A 16,849-nucleotide genomic window follows, 5' to 3' on the forward strand; every position below is an offset into this window, starting at 1 on the left:
CGGCGCCGAATGAGGAAATGAGTCAATGAGTATGGTTGATACTGCCCCGGGTAAGATTCAGGTTCGTGATTTGAACTTCTACTACGGCAAATTCCATGCCCTGAAGAACATCAACCTGGATATCGCGAAGAACCAGGTCACGGCATTTATCGGTCCGTCCGGCTGTGGGAAATCCACGCTGCTGCGTACCTTTAACAAAATGTATTCGCTCTATCCGGAGCAGCGCGCTGAAGGGGAAATCATCCTCGACGGCGAAAACATTCTGACCCAGGCTCAGGATATTGCCCTGCTGCGCGCGAAAGTGGGGATGGTGTTTCAGAAACCCACGCCGTTCCCGATGTCCATTTATGACAACATCGCCTTTGGCGTTCGCCTGTTTGAAAAGCTCTCCCGTGCCGATATGGATGAGCGCGTGCAGTGGGCTTTGACCAAGGCCGCATTATGGAACGAAACCAAAGATAAGTTGCACCAGAGCGGGTACTCTCTCTCCGGTGGTCAGCAGCAGCGTCTGTGCATTGCGCGCGGTATTGCGATTCGCCCGGAAGTGTTGCTGCTGGATGAGCCGTGTTCAGCGCTGGACCCGATTTCAACCGGTCGTATTGAAGAACTGATCACCGAGCTGAAGCAGGATTACACCGTGGTTATCGTGACCCACAACATGCAGCAGGCTGCGCGTTGCTCCGATCACACGGCGTTTATGTACCTGGGTGAATTGATTGAGTTCAGTAACACGGACGATCTGTTCACTAAGCCCGCGAAGAAACAAACCGAAGATTATATTACTGGCCGCTACGGTTGATTTGCCTTAGTGCATGTGGAGAAACCATGGACAACCTCAATCTTAATAAACACATTTCCGGCCAGTTCAACGCAGAGCTGGAAAGCATTCGCACCCAGGTGATGACCATGGGCGGCATGGTCGAGCAGCAGCTTTCTGATGCGATTACGGCGATGCACAACCAGGACAGCGAGCTGGCGAAGCGCGTCATTGAAGGCGATAAAAACGTCAACATGATGGAAGTGGCTATCGACGAAGCCTGCGTGCGCATTATCGCGAAACGTCAGCCGACGGCGAGCGACCTGCGTCTGGTGATGGCGATCATCAAAACCATCGCCGAGCTGGAACGTATTGGTGACGTCGCCGATAAAATCTGCCGCACCGCGCTGGAGAAGTTTTCGCAGCAGCATCAGCCGCTGCTGGTCAGCCTGGAGTCGCTGGGCCGCCACACCGTGCAGATGCTGCACGACGTGCTGGATGCCTTTGCGCGGATGGATCTGGACGAAGCGGTGCGTATCTACCGTGAAGACAAGAAGGTCGATCAGGAGTATGAAGGCATCGTACGCCAGCTGATGACCTACATGATGGAAGATTCCCGCACGATCCCGAGCGTGCTGACGGCCCTGTTCTGCGCGCGTTCTATCGAGCGTATCGGCGACCGCTGCCAGAACATTTGCGAATACATTTTCTACTTCGTGAAGGGTCAGGACTTCCGTCACGTGGGCGGCGACGAGCTGGACAAGCTGCTGGCGGGTAAAGATCCGAAAGAGTAATCCTGTCATCTGATAACAACGCCGGTACTCACCGGCGTTGTTATTTCTAGTGTAATCACAATTTTCCCCTTCATCCGTTGCCTGACGTTCGAAACGCGCTAACGTGAGACGAAAAAACAGCAAAGGATGGTATATGAAAAATTCATTAGCGTGCCTGGCGATGGCCATCAGCATCGGGATCGGTACTGGAACAGACGTGATTGCCGCACCGTTGCCGGTCACACCTGACCAGACTACCCCGGTCAGCCACTATGTGACCCAGGTTAATGCGGATAAAAGCATTACGTTTCGCCTGTTTGCACCCGGCGCAACGCGAGTCTCCGTGGTGACGGGGTCAATGCCTGAAAGCCAGGTTTCCCATGATATGACGAAAGAGAAAAATGGCGTCTGGTCATGGAAAAGCGAGCCGATGGCCCCGAATCTCTACGAATATTATTTCGACATCGATGGTTTCCGTTCAGTTGACACGGGAAGCCGCTATCAAAAACCCCAGCGGCAGGTGAACACCAGCCTGATTCTGGTTCCGGGCAGTATTCTCGACGATCGTCCTGTACCGCATGGCGATCTGACGACCTTGACCTGGCACTCGCCGTCACTCAAGTCAGAGCGCCGCGTCTATGTATGGACTCCCCCTGGCTACAACGGCACAGGGGAACCCTTACCGGTGCTCTACTTCTACCATGGTTTTGGCGATACAGGACTCTCGGCAATCGACCAGGGCCGTTTGCCGCAAATCATGGATAACCTGATGGCCGAAGGGAAAATCAAACCGATGCTGGTGGTGGTACCCGACACCGAGACGGAGAGCACTGAGGCCATCCCCGAGAACTTCCCACCGGCAGAACGACGGAAGTCTTTCTATCCGCTCAATGCGAAAGCCGCAGACCGTGAACTGATGAGCGAGATTATTCCGCTGGTGGATACACGCTTCAACGTGCGTAAAGATGCGGCAGGCCGGGCACTGGCGGGATTGTCACAGGGCGGTTATCAGGCGCTGGTCTCCGGGATGAATCATCTTGAGAGCTTCGGCTGGCTGGGAACGTTCAGCGGCGTTACCACGACAACCGTGCCTGACGAAGGCGTGGCCGCACGCTTTAAGCAGCCTGAGGCCATTAACCGGCAGTTGCATAACTTCACCGTCGTTGTGGGAGAGCGCGATTCGGTGACCGGCAAAGATATCGCTGGTCTGAAAGCGGAGCTGGAAAAGCAGGGCATCAAATTCGACTATAAAATGTACCCCGGTCTGAACCACGAAATGGACGTCTGGCGTCCGGCCTATGCTGAGTTTGTTCAAAAGCTCTTCAGATAAACCTGTCGCCCTCCCTGCCGGGAGGGTCTGCTTAACGCGTAATATTCCACCCGCGGGCCTTCCACAGCGCGGGTAGCTGCGCCAGATCGGTGAAGGTTGTGACTTTTGGATGATCGATCGGCTTGTTGTGCGGGTCGGCGCAGAAGTAAAACACCTCCATTCCCGCATCAATCCCCGACTGCGCGCCCGCAGACGAGTCATCCACCAGAATGCAGTGCTCTACGTTAACGTTCATCGCCTTTGCCGCATGGAACATCAGTGCCGGGTCCGGCTTCCAGCGCTGGATATCGTAGCCGCTGAACAGTTTTTCCGGGAAGTGGTGCAGCATCTCAAGCTTGCCGAGCGAGTGCTGCATTTTGCTGACCGGCCCGTTGGAGACCACGCAGATCGGCACCGTCATGGCATCCAGCAGCGCGTTTGCGCCCGGAATCACCTCCAGCTCCGAATCGAACAGGCGCGCAACCTCGGCGCGGTACACCGGTTCCAGAGCCGCTTTATCCAGAACGACGCCGTGTTCTTCGTTAATGATGTCGATGATCTCGTAGAGCTTCACGCCCTTAAAGCGCTTAAACACCTCGTCGAGTTCCAGCGTAATGCCAAATTCCTGGAACATGGCCACATACGCGCGGGAACAAATGACCTCACTGTCGACCAGCGTACCGTCGCAGTCGAAAAATACCGCTTCAATTCCGGACATGCCTTTCCCTTTTAACCAGTTTAACGTTTACGTACGGCAGTTCACCGGAACGCAATCGTTGCCGTATAAGCAAATTCAATGAAAAAAGTATCATGTAACCGCCACTATTGTCGCATTTTGGTATAGGATAGCGACGAATTTTCCCTCCTTGTTCGGAAATTGATGATGAGTCAACAACACACTACCCAGACATCTGGTCAGGGTCTGCTTGAGCGCGTGTTTAAACTGCGCGAGCACGGCACGACGGCACGCACCGAAGTGATCGCCGGTTTCACCACCTTCCTGACGATGGTCTATATCGTTTTTGTTAACCCTCAAATTCTGGGCGTTGCTGGCATGGATACCAGCGCCGTCTTCGTGACTACCTGTCTGATCGCGGCCCTCGGCAGCATTCTGATGGGTGTGTTCGCTAACCTGCCGGTCGCGCTGGCCCCGGCGATGGGTCTGAATGCGTTCTTTGCCTTCGTGGTGGTTCAGGCGATGGGGCTGCCGTGGCAGGTGGGTATGGGCGCCATCTTCTGGGGTGCGATTGGCCTGCTGCTGCTGACCATTTTCCGCGTGCGTTACTGGATGATTGCGAACATTCCCGTGAGCCTGCGCGTGGGCATCACCAGCGGTATCGGTCTGTTTATCGGGATGATGGGGCTGAAAAACGCCGGCGTGATCGTGGCGAACCCGGATACGCTGGTGAGCATCGGTCACCTGACCTCGCATAACGTGCTGCTGGGCGTGCTGGGCTTCTTTATCATCGCCATCCTGGCTTCCCGCAATATTCATGCGGCGGTGCTGGTCTCCATCGTGGTGACCACGCTGCTGGGCTGGATGCTGGGCGACGTTCACTATAACGGCATCGTTTCCGCGCCACCGAGCGTCTCTACCGTTGTTGGTCATGTTGATCTGGCGGGTTCCCTGAACCTGGGCCTGGCGGGCGTGATTTTCTCCTTCATGCTGGTGAACCTGTTCGACTCCTCCGGTACGCTGATCGGCGTGACCGACAAAGCGGGTCTGGCAGATGAGAAAGGCAAATTCCCGCGCATGAAGCAGGCGCTGTTTGTGGACAGTATCTCCTCTGTGACCGGCTCATTTATCGGGACCTCGTCTGTGACCGCTTACATTGAATCCTCTTCCGGCGTCTCCGTGGGCGGCCGTACCGGTCTGACGGCGGTTGTCGTGGGTATTCTGTTCCTGCTGGTGATCTTCCTCTCTCCGCTGGCGGGCATGGTGCCTCCGTACGCTGCAGCGGGTGCGCTGATCTACGTGGGTGTGCTGATGACCTCCAGCCTGTCGCGCGTGAAGTGGGATGATTTAACCGAAGCGGTGCCGGCGTTTATTACCGCCGTGATGATGCCGTTCAGCTTCTCGATTACCGAAGGTATCGCGCTGGGCTTTATCTCTTACTGCGTAATGAAGATCGGTACCGGCCGCTTCCGCGACCTCAGTCCGTGCGTCATCGTTGTGGCGCTGCTGTTTGTACTGAAGATTGTGTTTATTGACGCGCACTAAGGTGTGGTTTGTGGTGTCAGGTGGCGCTTCGCTTACCTGACCTACTGACGAGTGTAGGCCCGGTAAGCGCTAGCGCCACCGGGCTTTTTTATCAGGCTTTAACCCGCTTAATGTAATCCCCGAACGCCGTCAGCTGGCCAGACAGATGATCGCGCGTGCTCTGATCCACCACCTCACCCGTTTGCGGGTCGACCTTGTTCTGAATCACTCCGCCCATAAATTCCGGCTTGTTCATCACCATCGCATCGAGGAAGACCAGGATCTGACGCAGGTGATACTGGCAGCGCGCGCCGCCAATCGCGCCCATGGAGCTGGTCTGGATCAACACCGGTTTGCCTGACAGCGGCTGCTCAGGTAAACGGGACAGCCAGTCGATGGCATTCTTTAGACCACCAGGTACAGAGTAGTTGTACTCTGGCGTGACGATGACCACGCCGTCAGCCTGGCGAATCTGCTCTGCCAGCGCTTCAACGCTCTGCGGGAACCCTTCTTCCTGCTGTACGTCAGCATCATAAAGCGGAATATCGCCAATAGACGGCAGGGCGCTAATTTCCATACCTGCAGGTGCCAGCTGTGGCAGCGTGCGGGCTACCATCCCGTTAAATGAACCTTTGCGCAGGCTTCCCAGTAACGTAACAATTTTCAACGTATCAGACATGATTACTCCTGTTTCATCATGATGACCCTGATTGGATCAGCTAAGGGTGAATGCTTTTTCTGCCGGTAAACTGGTTAATCGCATCAGACGTGCGGCGGGCTCGTTGGCGCGCTCGGGCACATCAGGAAGGCTACGCCATCCCTGTTGACTGTCAAATTCCCAGATTTTCATGCGTTCGATGGCGGGGGTCACCGCGATGGACCAGATGAGCACATCCTCCGCGTCGCAGAGCGCTTCTACCAGCGTGGCCTGGGCGGCGCGCAGACGTCCGGAACCAGGCAACAGCTGCAGCAGGCTGGCGTCGTCTGAGGCGCATCCGCAGAGCTTGCGAATGCTCTGGCGCAGGGTAATGAGCTGAGCTCTGGCTTCAACAGGATCGTTCTGGTTGCGTACCCACAGCTTCTCATTGCTGGAGAGCGGATAGTCTTCATGCGCGTTACCACCGTGGAAGCTGCGCGTCGCGCGCTGAAGCTCCATATCAAGCCCACAGTCCCCTTCGGTGGTCAGCGCGACCCCAATGATATTGCCCGTGTAGGCAATGGAAAAACGAGGGAGATCCGGGTCCGCAAAGACCGGGCGGCCTTCTGGCTGGGTAATGATGTCCGGCAGCTCGCTGGTGCCGTACAGCATAAACATCAGTTCTGCGAGAAGCGCTCGGGACGCTAAAAAACGCGACCTGCGATGCTCCGGAAGGGTGAGTGCTTCACGGTGACAGGCTGAAGAAATTCTTGCCGATACGAGACGTCCTTCTGTAAGTATCCCTCTTGCAAAGTGCGTAGCCATTTTTCGCTCCTTGATAATGGTCGTAATCGGTTAAACGGTTACATGATTATCGCTTAACTTGCCTCCTGTTTTAATCAGTAAATGGAAGTAAGAGAAGCCTTAGGACCGAACTTTACATTTTCTTAGGCAAAAATTGGATCGCTCGCACCGTACAGCGCCTTGATGGTCTCCCGCAGCCAGAGAATTTTGGGATTATGGCTGTTCCGTTTATGCCAGATCAGCGTGAAGGGCACGGTCAATTTATCCGCCTGCTCCTCATCAATGGGGATCGGAAGCGCGATCAGCTTACGCTGGTGGAGTTCATTGTAGTGGTGACAGTAGTGCGGGGCGGTGGCGATATAGTGATGGCCGGGCTGCGCCGCCATAAACATCGCCTGTTCGAAGCCCGGCAGGCTCATGGCGATAGTGCGTTCGCGTCCCATCTCCTTTAACACCTCATCAAGCGCCCAGGTATCGCTGCGTTCCCAGAAGATGCTGATGTGGGGATAGCGCAGGAAGGTCTCCAGATTCCATTCTTGCTGAAGCGCCGGATGATCCTCGCGCAGATAGACGCAGGGGCGGTCGCTGAACAGGATTTCGTAGTCGATAAACCACGGCATCAGCTTAAGCAGCTCGCGGGATCGCGGATGCGTTTCACGCCCGGTGAAGCCCAAATCCACCTCGCCACGCGTAATCGCGTCCAGCGAGTCGTAATCCCACTGGCGCATTTTCACCGTCGCCTGCGGATAGCGCTGGTTCACCTGCTCCAGCAGGGTATTGAAGCGGATCAGCATCAGCGGCGTTTCCGCGGCCAGCACGAACGTCAGCCCGCCCGGAGAATCATGATGGAATTTATCGAGGATCTGGTTGCCGATTTGCATCCAGTCAGCCAGATCCTGCTCCAGGCTCACCGTCAGCGGCGTCGGCAGCAGCCCTAGCGGCGTTTTGACAAACAGCGGGTCGTCAAACCAATCGCGCAGCTTGGCCAGTGATTTACTCACCGCCGACGGCGTCACGTTCATCCGCTTCGCCGCCTTGGTAACGCTGCGCTCCTGCAGCAAAAGCTGCAGGCACAGCAACAGGTTAAGATCGAGACTGCTGATGGGCTTCTTCATAGTGCGCCGCGGGCTGGATGACCATAAGTAAGGTAATGCAGACTATGCTACAGCCAATCAGAACCCCGATCAGCATATTCAGCGCGTTCAGGCCAACTACGGCTGCCAGCCAAATCCACAGCGACGAGCCGCAGACCTGCGCGATCCCCAGCACCGAACTCGCCACGCCTGCCCGCAGCGAGAACGGGCCGAGCGCCTGGCTCATCGCCACGCCAAAGCCAACCGAGAACCCGGCACAAATGAGCGTAATGCCCACCAGCATCACCGCATGTGAGCTGGTGGTCGCCAGGATCGCGCCTGCGGCCATGAATAAAACCTGTGAGGTCAGCATCAGCGTGCGCTGGCGGAAGATATTCAGCGCAAACGGCGTCGAAAACGAAACGGCCATACTGACCATCGCGGTTAATGCCATCACCGTGGAATACTCACCGCGATCGAAGCCCATGGTCTCCATCAGCAACACCGGGGAAACGTTTACATAGGTCAGGATCACCGCCACGCTTAGCGTGGTCACGGCCAGACGGCTGAGGAAAAAGCGGTTTAGAAGCTTCTCTGCTGGATGAATGGTCGCGGTATGGCCGGTATTCTGCGAGCCCGGGTGGGTCTCTTTCAGCACGGCAATCGATAGGACAAACACCAGCGCGCCCATGGCCGCCATGGTCCAGAACAGGCTCTGCCACGGGAATTTCAGCATGATCAGATAACCCACGACCGGGGCCAGCACCGGGATGATGCAGGTAATGCCGTTCAGCATCGACAGCACTTTGGCGCGACGCTGGGCGCTTAGGGTGTCGCGCAAAATGGCAAACGCCACCACGTAGCAACCGCCCGCACCGATGCCCTGGATAAAGCGCCCGGCCAGAAACACGGTGCTGTTTTGCGCCTGTGAGCAGAGAAGGGATGCCAGGGCAAAAACGATGGCACCGGCGATAGCGACAGGCTGACGGCCTGCTTTATCCGCGATCTTCCCGGCAAAGACCATCGACGACGCCATCCCCGCGAGGTAGGCCGAAAACGCAATATGCAGCTGCGCTTCGCTGGCGCCCAGATCGCGGGCGATATGCGGTAATCCCACCAGATACATATCAATACCGGACGGATAAAGCAGAACTAATGCGAAACTACAAAACAGAAAACGCGCCATAAACCCCCCATAGATGCAGGCATGCAGGATAGGGGGTGAAAAGGGATTAGGCGAGTTGCCATTTGGACAATGGTGATTTCCCAGGAGGAAATCACCATGGATTAGCGGGAATTACTTACCGATACAGAAGCTCGAGAAGATCCGTCCCAGCAGATCGTCCGACGTAAACTCCCCGGTGATCTCGCTCAGATTCTGCTGCGCCAGACGCAGCTCTTCCGCCAGCAGTTCACCTGCCCACGCGCCAATCAGCTGCGCTTTGCCCTGGTCAAGATGGCGTGCCGCCTCTTCCAGCGCCTGCAGGTGACGGCGACGCGCCAGGAAGCCGCCTTCCATGCTGGTGTCAAAGCCCATGCTCTGCTTGAGATGGTTACGCAGGTCGTCCACGCCTTCACCGGTCCGCGCCGACAGGCGAATTAGTGAGTGACCATTCACATCGCTGATACCGAGGGTTTCGCCGGTCACGTCCGCTTTGTTACGCACCACGGTGATCGGCAGTTTGGCCGGCAGACGGGCAATAAAGTCCGGCCAGATCTCTGCCGGGTCAACGGCGTCGGTCGTGGTGCCGTCCACCATAAACAGCACGCGGTCGGCCTGCTCGATCTCCTGCCAGGCGCGTTCGATACCGATGCGCTCAACTTCGTCGCTGGCATCGCGCAGACCGGCGGTATCGATGATGTGCAGCGGCATGCCGTCGATGTGGATGTGCTCGCGCAGCACGTCGCGAGTGGTGCCGGCAATGTCGGTTACGATTGCCGCTTCACGGCCCGCCAGGGCGTTCAGCAGGCTCGATTTACCGGCGTTCGGGCGTCCGGCAATCACCACCTTCATCCCTTCACGCAGCAGGCTGCCCTGGCGCGCTTCTGCACGAACGGCGTCGAGATCGGCCATCACCTGGTCGAGCTGGGCTTCGATTTTGCCGTCAGAGAGGAAGTCGATCTCCTCGTCCGGGAAGTCGATAGCCGCTTCCACGTAGATCCTAAGGTGAGTAAGTGCTTCCACGAGGTGATTCACACGCGCGGAGAATGCGCCCTGCAGCGAGTTCAGAGCAGAGCGGGCCGCCTGTTCAGAACTGGCGTCGATCAGGTCAGCAATGGCCTCAGCCTGCGCCAGGTCGAGCTTGTCGTTGAGGAAGGCACGTTCGGAGAACTCGCCCGGCTTCGCAATGCGCAGGCCCGGCAGGGTCAGGATACGTTTTAACAGCAGGTCGAGGATAACCGGGCCGCCGTGGCCCTGAAGCTCCAGCACGTCTTCACCGGTAAAGGAGTTCGGGCCGGGGAACCACAGCGCAATGCCCTGGTCCAGCGGCGTGCCGTCGGTATCTTTAAACGGCAGGTAATCAGCGTAGCGCGGCTTTGGCAGTTTACCCAGCACCGCTTCGGCCACCTCGCGTGCCTTCAGGCCGGAGATACGCAGAATGCCTACACCACCGCGTCCCGGTGGGGTTGCCTGGGCGACGATAGTGTCGTTATGGCTCATGGTTGCTCTCGTTCAATACAAATAAAAAAGGCGGTCAATCGACCGCCCTTATTTTAGCGTTAACTTATCGGATCAGGACTTTTTCTTTTCGCGGCTATGCAGGCCACGTTTTTCCAGACCACGGTAAATCAGCTGCTGCTGGATGATGGTCACCAGGTTGCTGACGATATAGTACAGCACCAGACCTGACGGGAACCACAGGAAGAACACGGTGAAGATGACCGGCATAAAGGTCATGATCTTCTGCTGCATCGGGTCGGTCACGGTGGTCGGCGACATCTTCTGGATGAAGAACATCGTCACGCCCATCAGGATCGGCAGGATGTAGTACGGGTCCTGTGCGGACAGGTCATGGATCCAGAGTGCGAACGGCGCGTGGCGCAGCTCAACGGAACCCATCAGCATGTAGTACAGCGCAAGGAAGATTGGCATCTGAATCAGCAGCGGGAAGCAACCACCCAGTGGGTTCACTTTCTCTGCTTTGTACAGGGCCATCATTTCCTGGCTCTGACGCTGTTTGTCATCGCCCAGACGCTCACGCATTGCCTGAATCTTCGGCTGCAGCATGCGCATCTTCGCCATGGAGGTGTACTGCGCTTTAGTCAGCGGGTACATGATGCCACGAACGATGAAGGTGATAACGATGATGGAGAAGCCCCAGTTACCCAGGAAGCTGTGGATGAACTTCAGCAGCTTAAACAGCGGCTGAGAGATGAACCACAACCAACCGTAATCCACGGTCAGATCCAGGTGCGGCGCAACAGCGGCCATTTTGTCCTGAATTTCCGGGCCAACCCACAGGGTGCTGGCTAGCTTACCGGTTTGACCCGGCTGTACCAGAACCGGCTGAGATTTGTAGCCGATGGCTGCAAGGCCGTTACCCAGGTTCGCGGTATAGAAGTTGTTGGTACCGTCGTTATTTGGCACCCACGCCGTCGCGAAATACTGCTGCAGCATCGCCACCCAACCGCCTTTAGCGCTGACGTTCAGGTTTTCGTTATCGGCAATGGTGTCGAATTTGTATTTCTCGTACTTCGCGTCAGGCGTGGAGTACGCCGCGCCACGGAAGGTGTGCAGCGCAAAGTTGCTGCTTCCGGTGTCACGGTGAGACGGCAGATTGATGGACTGCTTCAGCTGGCCAAAGGTCGACAGCTCCAGCGGTTTCGCACTGGCGTTCTGTACGCTGTAGCCCACGTTCACCGCATACTCACCGCGCTTCAGGGTGAAGGTTTTGGTGAAGGTGTTGCCTGCGGCGTCGGTATAGGTCATCGGGATAACGAGTTCGTTCTGGCCATCAGCCAGCACAAAGGTGTCGTTCTCGACGTTATACAGTGGACGCGCACCGTTAGCCGGGTTATCCGGGCCATCACGACCGGTCAGGCCGCTCTGCGCCTGGTAGATAAACTCAGGCGTGGTTTCCAGTAACTGGAACGGTTCGTTAGACTTCAGCTCTTTCGGGTAGGTCAACAGCAGCGCCTGCTCAACATCACCACCACGGGTGTTGATTGTCAGCTCAAGCACATCGGTCTTAACCGTAATCTGTTTCCCCTGGCCACTGGCCGGTACGCCCTGGTCGGCGGCGCTACCCGCTGCGGTGGTCGTAGTCTGCGTGGTCTGCTGCTGGGGTTGAGGATTTTTATCCTGCTCCCATGCCTGCCAGATCATGAAAGACACGAACAACAAAGCGATGATAAGAAGATTGCGTTGCGAATCCATCGTTAGTGTTCTCTGGTATCAAAGGGTCCTGGGGGGACGGGGTCGTCTCCACCGGGGTGTAAAGGGTGGCATTTTAATACGCGTTTCACCGTCAACCAACTGCCTTTTATCACTCCAAACCTGCGCAATGCCTCAATTCCGTAGCTTGAGCATGTTGGTGTGAAACGGCAGTGCGGCCCGAGTAGCGGACTAATCAGGCGTTGATAGACCCGAATGAGGGCTATCAGGACCCGGGAGCCAGGCGACAGTGGCGGCGCCATAATTTTTCCAACGCTTCCGAGAGAGCACGGTTATCGAGGTCGGCAACCCCTTTCTTCGCCACCACCACGAAATCCATTGAAGGCAGTTCGTGCTGACGTAAACGGAAGCTTTCACGCGTCAGACGTTTAATCCGATTGCGTTCATGCGCACGCTTAACATTTTTCTTGGCGACTGTGAGACCGATGCGGGGATGCCCCAGCGAATTTTGGCGGCCGAGGATGGTGATTTGCGGCGTGCCAGCCCGTTGTGGCTGCTGGAAGACGAAAGTGAAATGAGCGGGAGTTAACAAACGTAACTCCCTGGGAAATGCTAGCTTAACCACTCAGGGGTTAGCTTTATTACTTGGAAACGGTCAGACGAGCGCGGCCTTTAGCACGACGACGTGCCAGAACCTGACGACCATTTTTAGTAGCCATACGAGCACGGAAGCCGTGAGAACGGTTGCGCTTCAGTACAGACGGTTGAAAAGTGCGTTTCATGGCGATTTCTACCTAAACTTGAATAAATTCACTGACTTTTGCGTATACCCGAACGAGTTTCGAACGACTAACGCCTCAGCGTGGGTGATTAAAGAGGCCGGATTGTAATAATTGTACACTCCGGAGTCAATTCTCTTTCCTTATTTCCCGCGTATTTCCGCACGTTTTCGCGTGGAAAATGAGCAACGGACGACGCAGGAAGATGAGCATCACGCGCCGGGTCGAGGATTATACGGGCTCACCGATAAAGCGCAAGGATCGTCCCGGATCTTCGTTAGATCATTTAAGCAATAAATTGGCTGTGCTCATTAATTTTTCCAATATGCGGGCTAAATCGTGGGGCACTCGCGCCAGGATCGTTTACACTTAACCGGTTTCTGATCTTCCTGTGGATAAATCGGGAAGAATCTGTGAGAAACAGAAGATCTCTGGCTCAGTTTAGGCTATGATCCGCGGTCCCGATCGGGATCCCAGGATCCTGGTCAGGATAAATTGCAGATAGCAATTCGCACGTCCCCCTTTACACAGGGTCATGCCGATGTGCGCCAACAATCATGAATATTCAATAGTTTTCTTTTATTGTTCGAGTGGAGTCCGCCGTGTCACTTTCGCTTTGGCAGCAGTGTCTTGCCCGATTGCAGGATGAGTTACCAGCCACAGAATTCAGTATGTGGATCCGCCCGTTGCAGGCGGAACTGAGCGATAACACGCTGGCTTTGTACGCGCCAAACCGTTTTGTGCTCGATTGGGTAAGGGACAAGTACCTTAATAACATCAATGGACTGCTGAACGATTTCTGCGGGTCAGATGCCCCACAGCTGCGCTTTGAAGTGGGCACAAAGCCGGTCACCCAAACCGTACGTGAAACCGTGAATGTGGCTGCGCCTGCTCAGGCCGCACCCGCGCCGGCTCCTCGCGTCGCTCCTGCTCGTCAGGGTTGGGATAATGTTCCTGCACCGGCTGAGCCAACCTACCGCTCTAACGTAAACGTCAAACACACGTTCGATAACTTCGTTGAAGGTAAGTCGAACCAGCTGGCGCGCGCGGCGGCTCGCCAGGTTGCTGATAACCCAGGTGGGGCCTACAACCCGCTGTTCCTGTATGGCGGCACGGGTCTCGGTAAAACGCACCTGCTGCACGCGGTGGGCAACGGCATTATGGCGCGCAAGCCCAATGCCAAAGTGGTGTATATGCACTCCGAACGCTTCGTTCAGGACATGGTTAAAGCCCTGCAAAACAATGCGATCGAAGAGTTTAAACGCTACTACCGTTCCGTTGACGCGCTGCTGATCGATGACATTCAGTTCTTTGCCAATAAAGAACGATCGCAGGAAGAATTTTTCCACACCTTCAATGCCCTGCTGGAAGGCAATCAGCAGATCATTTTGACCTCGGATCGTTATCCAAAAGAGATCAACGGCGTTGAAGATCGTCTGAAATCCCGCTTCGGCTGGGGCCTGACCGTGGCGATCGAGCCACCGGAGCTGGAAACCCGCGTCGCGATCCTGATGAAGAAAGCCGATGAAAACGACATTCGCCTGCCGGGTGAAGTGGCGTTCTTCATTGCCAAGCGTCTGCGCTCCAACGTGCGTGAGCTCGAAGGGGCACTGAACCGCGTTATCGCCAATGCCAACTTTACCGGTCGTGCGATCACCATCGATTTTGTGCGTGAAGCGCTGCGTGATTTGCTGGCATTGCAGGAAAAACTGGTCACTATCGACAATATTCAAAAGACGGTGGCTGAGTACTACAAGATCAAAGTGGCAGATTTACTGTCTAAACGTCGTTCCCGCTCGGTGGCGCGCCCGCGTCAGATGGCGATGGCGCTGGCAAAGGAGTTAACCAACCACAGTCTGCCGGAAATCGGCGATGCGTTTGGTGGCCGTGACCATACGACCGTGCTGCACGCCTGTCGCAAGATTGAGCAGTTACGCGAAGAAAGCCACGACATAAAAGAAGATTTTTCCAATCTAATCAGAACATTATCATCGTGACGCTATGAAATTTACCGTTGAACGTGAACATTTATTAAAACCGCTGCAACAGGTGAGTGGCCCATTAGGCGGCCGCCCAACGCTGCCTATTCTCGGAAACCTGCTGCTTCAGGTCGCGGACGGTACGCTGTCGCTGACCGGTACAGATCTGGAAATGGAAATGATCGCGCGCGTTACGCTGACGCAGCCGCACGACGCGGGCGCGACCACGGTTCCGGCACGTAAATTCTTTGATATCTGCCGCGGGCTGCCGGAAGGCGCTGAAATCGCCGTGCAGCTGGAAGGCGACCGTATGCTGGTGCGCTCTGGCCGCAGCCGTTTCTCGCTCTCCACGCTGCCTGCAGCGGACTTCCCGAACCTGGACGACTGGCAGAGCGAAGTGGAATTCACCCTGCCGCAGGCGACGATGAAGCGTCTGATTGAAGCCACCCAGTTCTCCATGGCGCATCAGGACGTGCGTTACTACTTAAACGGCATGCTGTTCGAAACCGAAGGTGAAGAGCTGCGTACCGTGGCGACCGACGGCCACCGTCTGGCGGTCTGTTCCATGCCGATTGGCGACTCGCTGCCAAACCATTCGGTGATCGTGCCGCGTAAAGGGGTGATTGAGCTGATGCGTATGCTCGACGGTGGCGACACGCCGCTGCGCGTGCAGATCGGCAGCAATAACATCCGCGCTCACGTGGGCGACTTTGTCTTCACATCGAAGCTGGTTGACGGTCGTTTTCCGGATTATCGCCGCGTATTGCCGAAGAACCCGGACAAAACGCTGGAAGCCGGTTGCGATAGCCTCAAGCAGGCGTTTGCGCGTGCGGCTATTCTCTCTAACGAGAAATTCCGCGGCGTGCGCCTGTACGTGAGTGAAAACCAGATCAAAATCACCGCCAACAACCCGGAGCAGGAAGAGGCAGAAGAGATTCTGGACGTCACCTACGCCGGGGCTGAGATGGAAATCGGCTTCAACGTTAGCTACGTGCTGGATGTGCTGAACGCGCTGAAATGCGAGAACGTGCGCATCCTGCTGACCGACTCCGTTTCGAGCGTACAGATTGAAGATGCCGCATCACAGTCGGCTGCCTATGTTGTCATGCCAATGAGACTGTAATGTCGCTCACCCGTCTGTTGATCCGCGACTTTCGCAACATCGAAAGCGCGGATCTCGCTTTATCCCCTGGCTTTAATTTCCTGGTTGGCGCGAACGGCAGCGGCAAAACCAGCGTGCTGGAAGCCATCTATACGCTCGGCCACGGTCGGGCGTTTCGCAGTTTGCAGATTGGTCGCGTGATTCGCCACGAGCAGGAATCTTTTGTTCTGCACGGGCGTTTGCAGGGCGAGGAGCGGGAGACCGCCATCGGCCTGACCAAAGACAAGCAGGGCGACAGCAAGGTGCGCATCGACGGTACCGACGGCCACAAGGTGGCCGAGCTGGCACTGCTGATGCCGATGCAGCTGATCACGCCCGAGGGGTTTACTTTACTCAACGGCGGCCCCAAATACAGAAGAGCGTTCCTCGACTGGGGATGCTTTCACAACGAAGCCGGATTCTTTAACGCCTGGAGCAACCTGAAGCGTCTGCTCAAGCAGCGTAACGCCGCGTTGCGCCAGGTGACGCGCTACGCCCAGCTGCGTCCGTGGGACATGGAGTTAATCCCTCTTGCGGAACAAATCAGCAACTGGCGTGCCGAATACAGCGCAGGTATTGCCGAAGACATGGCCGACACCTGCAAACAGTTTTTACCCGAGTTCTCTCTCACCTTCTCCTTCCAGCGCGGCTGGGAGAAAGAGACGGACTATGCCGAGGTGTTAGAGAGAAGCTTCGAGCGCGACCGCATGTTGACCTACACCGCGCACGGCCCGCACAAGGCGGATTTCCGCATTCGTGCCGACGGTGCGCCGGTGGAAGACACGCTGTCGCGCGGGCAGCTCAAGCTCCTGATGTGTGCGTTGCGCCTGGCGCAGGGGGAGTTCCTCACCCGCGAGAGCGGGCGACGCTGCCTGTACCTGATAGATGATTTTGCCTCGGAACTTGACGACGCGCGGCGCGGGCTGCTTGCCAGCCGCTTAAAAGCCACGCAGTCGCAGGTTTTCGTCAGCGCCATTAGCGCTGAACACGTTATGGACATGTCGGACGAAAATTCGAAGATGTTTACCGTGGAAAAGGGTAAAATAACGGATTAACCCAAG

General features: G+C 56.3%; 17 protein-coding genes. 7 read left to right on the forward strand and 10 right to left on the reverse strand.

Annotated features, from left to right (window positions below; genetic code table 11):
* Nucleotides 1-25 precede the first annotated feature (25 nt).
* From pstB to ACOTXT_RS08775, 3 genes are all read left to right on the forward strand, one after another.
* Nucleotides 26-799, forward strand: a complete 774-nt coding sequence (gene pstB / locus ACOTXT_RS08765; protein ID WP_008500183.1) for a phosphate ABC transporter ATP-binding protein PstB — start codon at nt 26-28, stop codon at nt 797-799.
* 26 nt (nt 800-825) lie between these two features.
* Nucleotides 826-1,551, forward strand: a complete 726-nt coding sequence (gene phoU, locus ACOTXT_RS08770; RefSeq protein WP_008500182.1) for a phosphate signaling complex protein PhoU — start codon at nt 826-828, stop codon at nt 1,549-1,551.
* Nucleotides 1,552-1,711: 160 nt separating this feature from the next.
* Nucleotides 1,712-2,860 carry an esterase gene (locus tag ACOTXT_RS08775; protein WP_087450469.1) on the forward strand — a complete coding sequence of 383 codons (1,149 nt, stop codon included), beginning with the start codon at nt 1,712-1,714 and terminating at the stop codon, nt 2,858-2,860.
* 31 nt (nt 2,861-2,891) lie between these two features.
* Here the strand turns inward: ACOTXT_RS08775 and yieH are convergent, their stop codons facing one another.
* On the reverse strand, nt 2,892-3,557 hold the full coding sequence (gene yieH / locus ACOTXT_RS08780) for a 6-phosphogluconate phosphatase (RefSeq protein WP_039267121.1): 666 nt from the start codon (nt 3,555-3,557) through the stop codon (nt 2,892-2,894).
* A gap of 165 nt (nt 3,558-3,722) precedes the next feature.
* Here yieH and adeP point away from each other — a divergent pair, with 165 nt between their 5' ends.
* Entirely contained in the window at nt 3,723-5,060 is a 1,338-nt protein-coding gene (gene adeP / locus ACOTXT_RS08785) for an adenine permease AdeP (RefSeq protein ID WP_139152656.1), read from the forward strand.
* 91 nt (nt 5,061-5,151) lie between these two features.
* On the opposite strand, the gene ACOTXT_RS08790 is transcribed toward adeP, so the two are convergent.
* The 9 genes from ACOTXT_RS08790 to rpmH form a co-directional block, all read right to left on the reverse strand.
* Nucleotides 5,152-5,718: an NADPH-dependent FMN reductase gene (locus tag ACOTXT_RS08790; RefSeq protein WP_045372098.1), complete on the reverse strand. Its 567-nt coding sequence runs from the start codon at nt 5,716-5,718 to the stop codon at nt 5,152-5,154.
* A gap of 36 nt (nt 5,719-5,754) precedes the next feature.
* Nucleotides 5,755-6,501 (reverse strand): 4'-phosphopantetheinyl transferase family protein, encoded by a 747-nt coding sequence (locus tag ACOTXT_RS08795; protein WP_023326370.1) that lies wholly within the window; start codon nt 6,499-6,501, stop codon nt 5,755-5,757.
* Between the two features lie 122 nt (nt 6,502-6,623).
* On the reverse strand, nt 6,624-7,595 hold the full coding sequence (gene yidZ / locus ACOTXT_RS08800; RefSeq protein WP_044597420.1) for an HTH-type transcriptional regulator YidZ: 972 nt from the start codon (nt 7,593-7,595) through the stop codon (nt 6,624-6,626).
* A complete protein-coding gene (locus ACOTXT_RS08805; protein WP_139962862.1) occupies nt 7,564-8,739 on the reverse strand; it encodes an MFS transporter in 1,176 nt (391 codons plus the stop codon). Before ACOTXT_RS08805 ends, yidZ begins: the two co-directional genes overlap by 32 nt.
* A gap of 111 nt (nt 8,740-8,850) precedes the next feature.
* Nucleotides 8,851-10,215, reverse strand: a complete 1,365-nt coding sequence (mnmE, locus tag ACOTXT_RS08810; protein WP_248275410.1) for a tRNA uridine-5-carboxymethylaminomethyl(34) synthesis GTPase MnmE — start codon at nt 10,213-10,215, stop codon at nt 8,851-8,853.
* A 72-nt stretch (nt 10,216-10,287) separates the two neighbouring features.
* Nucleotides 10,288-11,931, reverse strand: a complete 1,644-nt coding sequence (gene yidC / locus ACOTXT_RS08815) for a membrane protein insertase YidC (protein ID WP_008500173.1) — start codon at nt 11,929-11,931, stop codon at nt 10,288-10,290.
* Between the two features lie 2 nt (nt 11,932-11,933).
* On the reverse strand, nt 11,934-12,191 hold the full coding sequence (gene yidD / locus ACOTXT_RS08820; RefSeq protein WP_001307474.1) for a membrane protein insertion efficiency factor YidD: 258 nt from the start codon (nt 12,189-12,191) through the stop codon (nt 11,934-11,936).
* The gene (gene rnpA / locus ACOTXT_RS08825) at nt 12,155-12,514 is read right to left on the reverse strand and encodes a ribonuclease P protein component (protein WP_021242673.1); all 360 of its coding nucleotides are present in this window, start codon (nt 12,512-12,514) and stop codon (nt 12,155-12,157) included. The genes yidD and rnpA overlap by 37 nt, the downstream gene beginning before the upstream one ends.
* Nucleotides 12,515-12,530: 16 nt before the next feature.
* A complete protein-coding gene (gene rpmH, locus ACOTXT_RS08830) occupies nt 12,531-12,671 on the reverse strand; it encodes a 50S ribosomal protein L34 (RefSeq protein ID WP_000831330.1) in 141 nt (46 codons plus the stop codon).
* 599 nt (nt 12,672-13,270) lie between these two features.
* Here rpmH and dnaA point away from each other — a divergent pair.
* Genes dnaA through recF form a run of 3 tightly spaced genes read left to right on the forward strand, consistent with a single transcriptional unit; the run spans nt 13,271 to nt 16,843 of the window.
* Nucleotides 13,271-14,665 carry a chromosomal replication initiator protein DnaA gene (dnaA, locus tag ACOTXT_RS08835; protein ID WP_010426558.1) on the forward strand — a complete coding sequence of 465 codons (1,395 nt, stop codon included), beginning with the start codon at nt 13,271-13,273 and terminating at the stop codon, nt 14,663-14,665.
* 4 nt (nt 14,666-14,669) lie between these two features.
* The gene (gene dnaN, locus ACOTXT_RS08840) at nt 14,670-15,770 is read left to right on the forward strand and encodes a DNA polymerase III subunit beta (RefSeq protein ID WP_008500170.1); all 1,101 of its coding nucleotides are present in this window, start codon (nt 14,670-14,672) and stop codon (nt 15,768-15,770) included.
* On the forward strand, nt 15,770-16,843 hold the full coding sequence (recF, locus tag ACOTXT_RS08845; protein ID WP_008500169.1) for a DNA replication/repair protein RecF: 1,074 nt from the start codon (nt 15,770-15,772) through the stop codon (nt 16,841-16,843). Before dnaN ends, recF begins: the two co-directional genes overlap by 1 nt.
* Nucleotides 16,844-16,849: the final 6 nt, after the last annotated feature.

The organism is Enterobacter cloacae complex sp. IR5422 (genome assembly GCF_049238165.1).
Classification (GTDB): domain Bacteria; phylum Pseudomonadota; class Gammaproteobacteria; order Enterobacterales; family Enterobacteriaceae; genus Enterobacter; species Enterobacter roggenkampii.

Excerpts from the sequence above, each read along its gene's own strand:
- yidD (WP_001307474.1), bottom strand. The coding sequence starts at position 12,191 with ATGGCGCCGCCACTGTCGCCTGGCTCCCGGGTCCTGATAGCCCTCATT.
- recF (WP_008500169.1), top strand. The coding sequence starts at position 15,770 with ATGTCGCTCACCCGTCTGTTGATCCGCGACTTTCGCAACATCGAAAGC.
- ACOTXT_RS08790 (WP_045372098.1), bottom strand. The coding sequence starts at position 5,718 with ATGTCTGATACGTTGAAAATTGTTACGTTACTGGGAAGCCTGCGCAAA.
- phoU (WP_008500182.1), top strand. The coding sequence starts at position 826 with ATGGACAACCTCAATCTTAATAAACACATTTCCGGCCAGTTCAACGCA.
- pstB (WP_008500183.1), top strand. The coding sequence starts at position 26 with ATGAGTATGGTTGATACTGCCCCGGGTAAGATTCAGGTTCGTGATTTG.
- ACOTXT_RS08775 (WP_087450469.1), top strand. The coding sequence starts at position 1,712 with ATGGCCATCAGCATCGGGATCGGTACTGGAACAGACGTGATTGCCGCA.
- ACOTXT_RS08795 (WP_023326370.1), bottom strand. The coding sequence starts at position 6,501 with ATGGCTACGCACTTTGCAAGAGGGATACTTACAGAAGGACGTCTCGTA.
- mnmE (WP_248275410.1), bottom strand. The coding sequence starts at position 10,215 with ATGAGCCATAACGACACTATCGTCGCCCAGGCAACCCCACCGGGACGC.
- yidZ (WP_044597420.1), bottom strand. The coding sequence starts at position 7,595 with ATGAAGAAGCCCATCAGCAGTCTCGATCTTAACCTGTTGCTGTGCCTG.
- rpmH (WP_000831330.1), bottom strand. The coding sequence starts at position 12,671 with ATGAAACGCACTTTTCAACCGTCTGTACTGAAGCGCAACCGTTCTCAC.
- dnaN (WP_008500170.1), top strand. The coding sequence starts at position 14,670 with ATGAAATTTACCGTTGAACGTGAACATTTATTAAAACCGCTGCAACAG.
- ACOTXT_RS08805 (WP_139962862.1), bottom strand. The coding sequence starts at position 8,739 with ATGGCGCGTTTTCTGTTTTGTAGTTTCGCATTAGTTCTGCTTTATCCG.
- yidC (WP_008500173.1), bottom strand. The coding sequence starts at position 11,931 with ATGGATTCGCAACGCAATCTTCTTATCATCGCTTTGTTGTTCGTGTCT.
- adeP (WP_139152656.1), top strand. The coding sequence starts at position 3,723 with ATGAGTCAACAACACACTACCCAGACATCTGGTCAGGGTCTGCTTGAG.
- yieH (WP_039267121.1), bottom strand. The coding sequence starts at position 3,557 with ATGTCCGGAATTGAAGCGGTATTTTTCGACTGCGACGGTACGCTGGTC.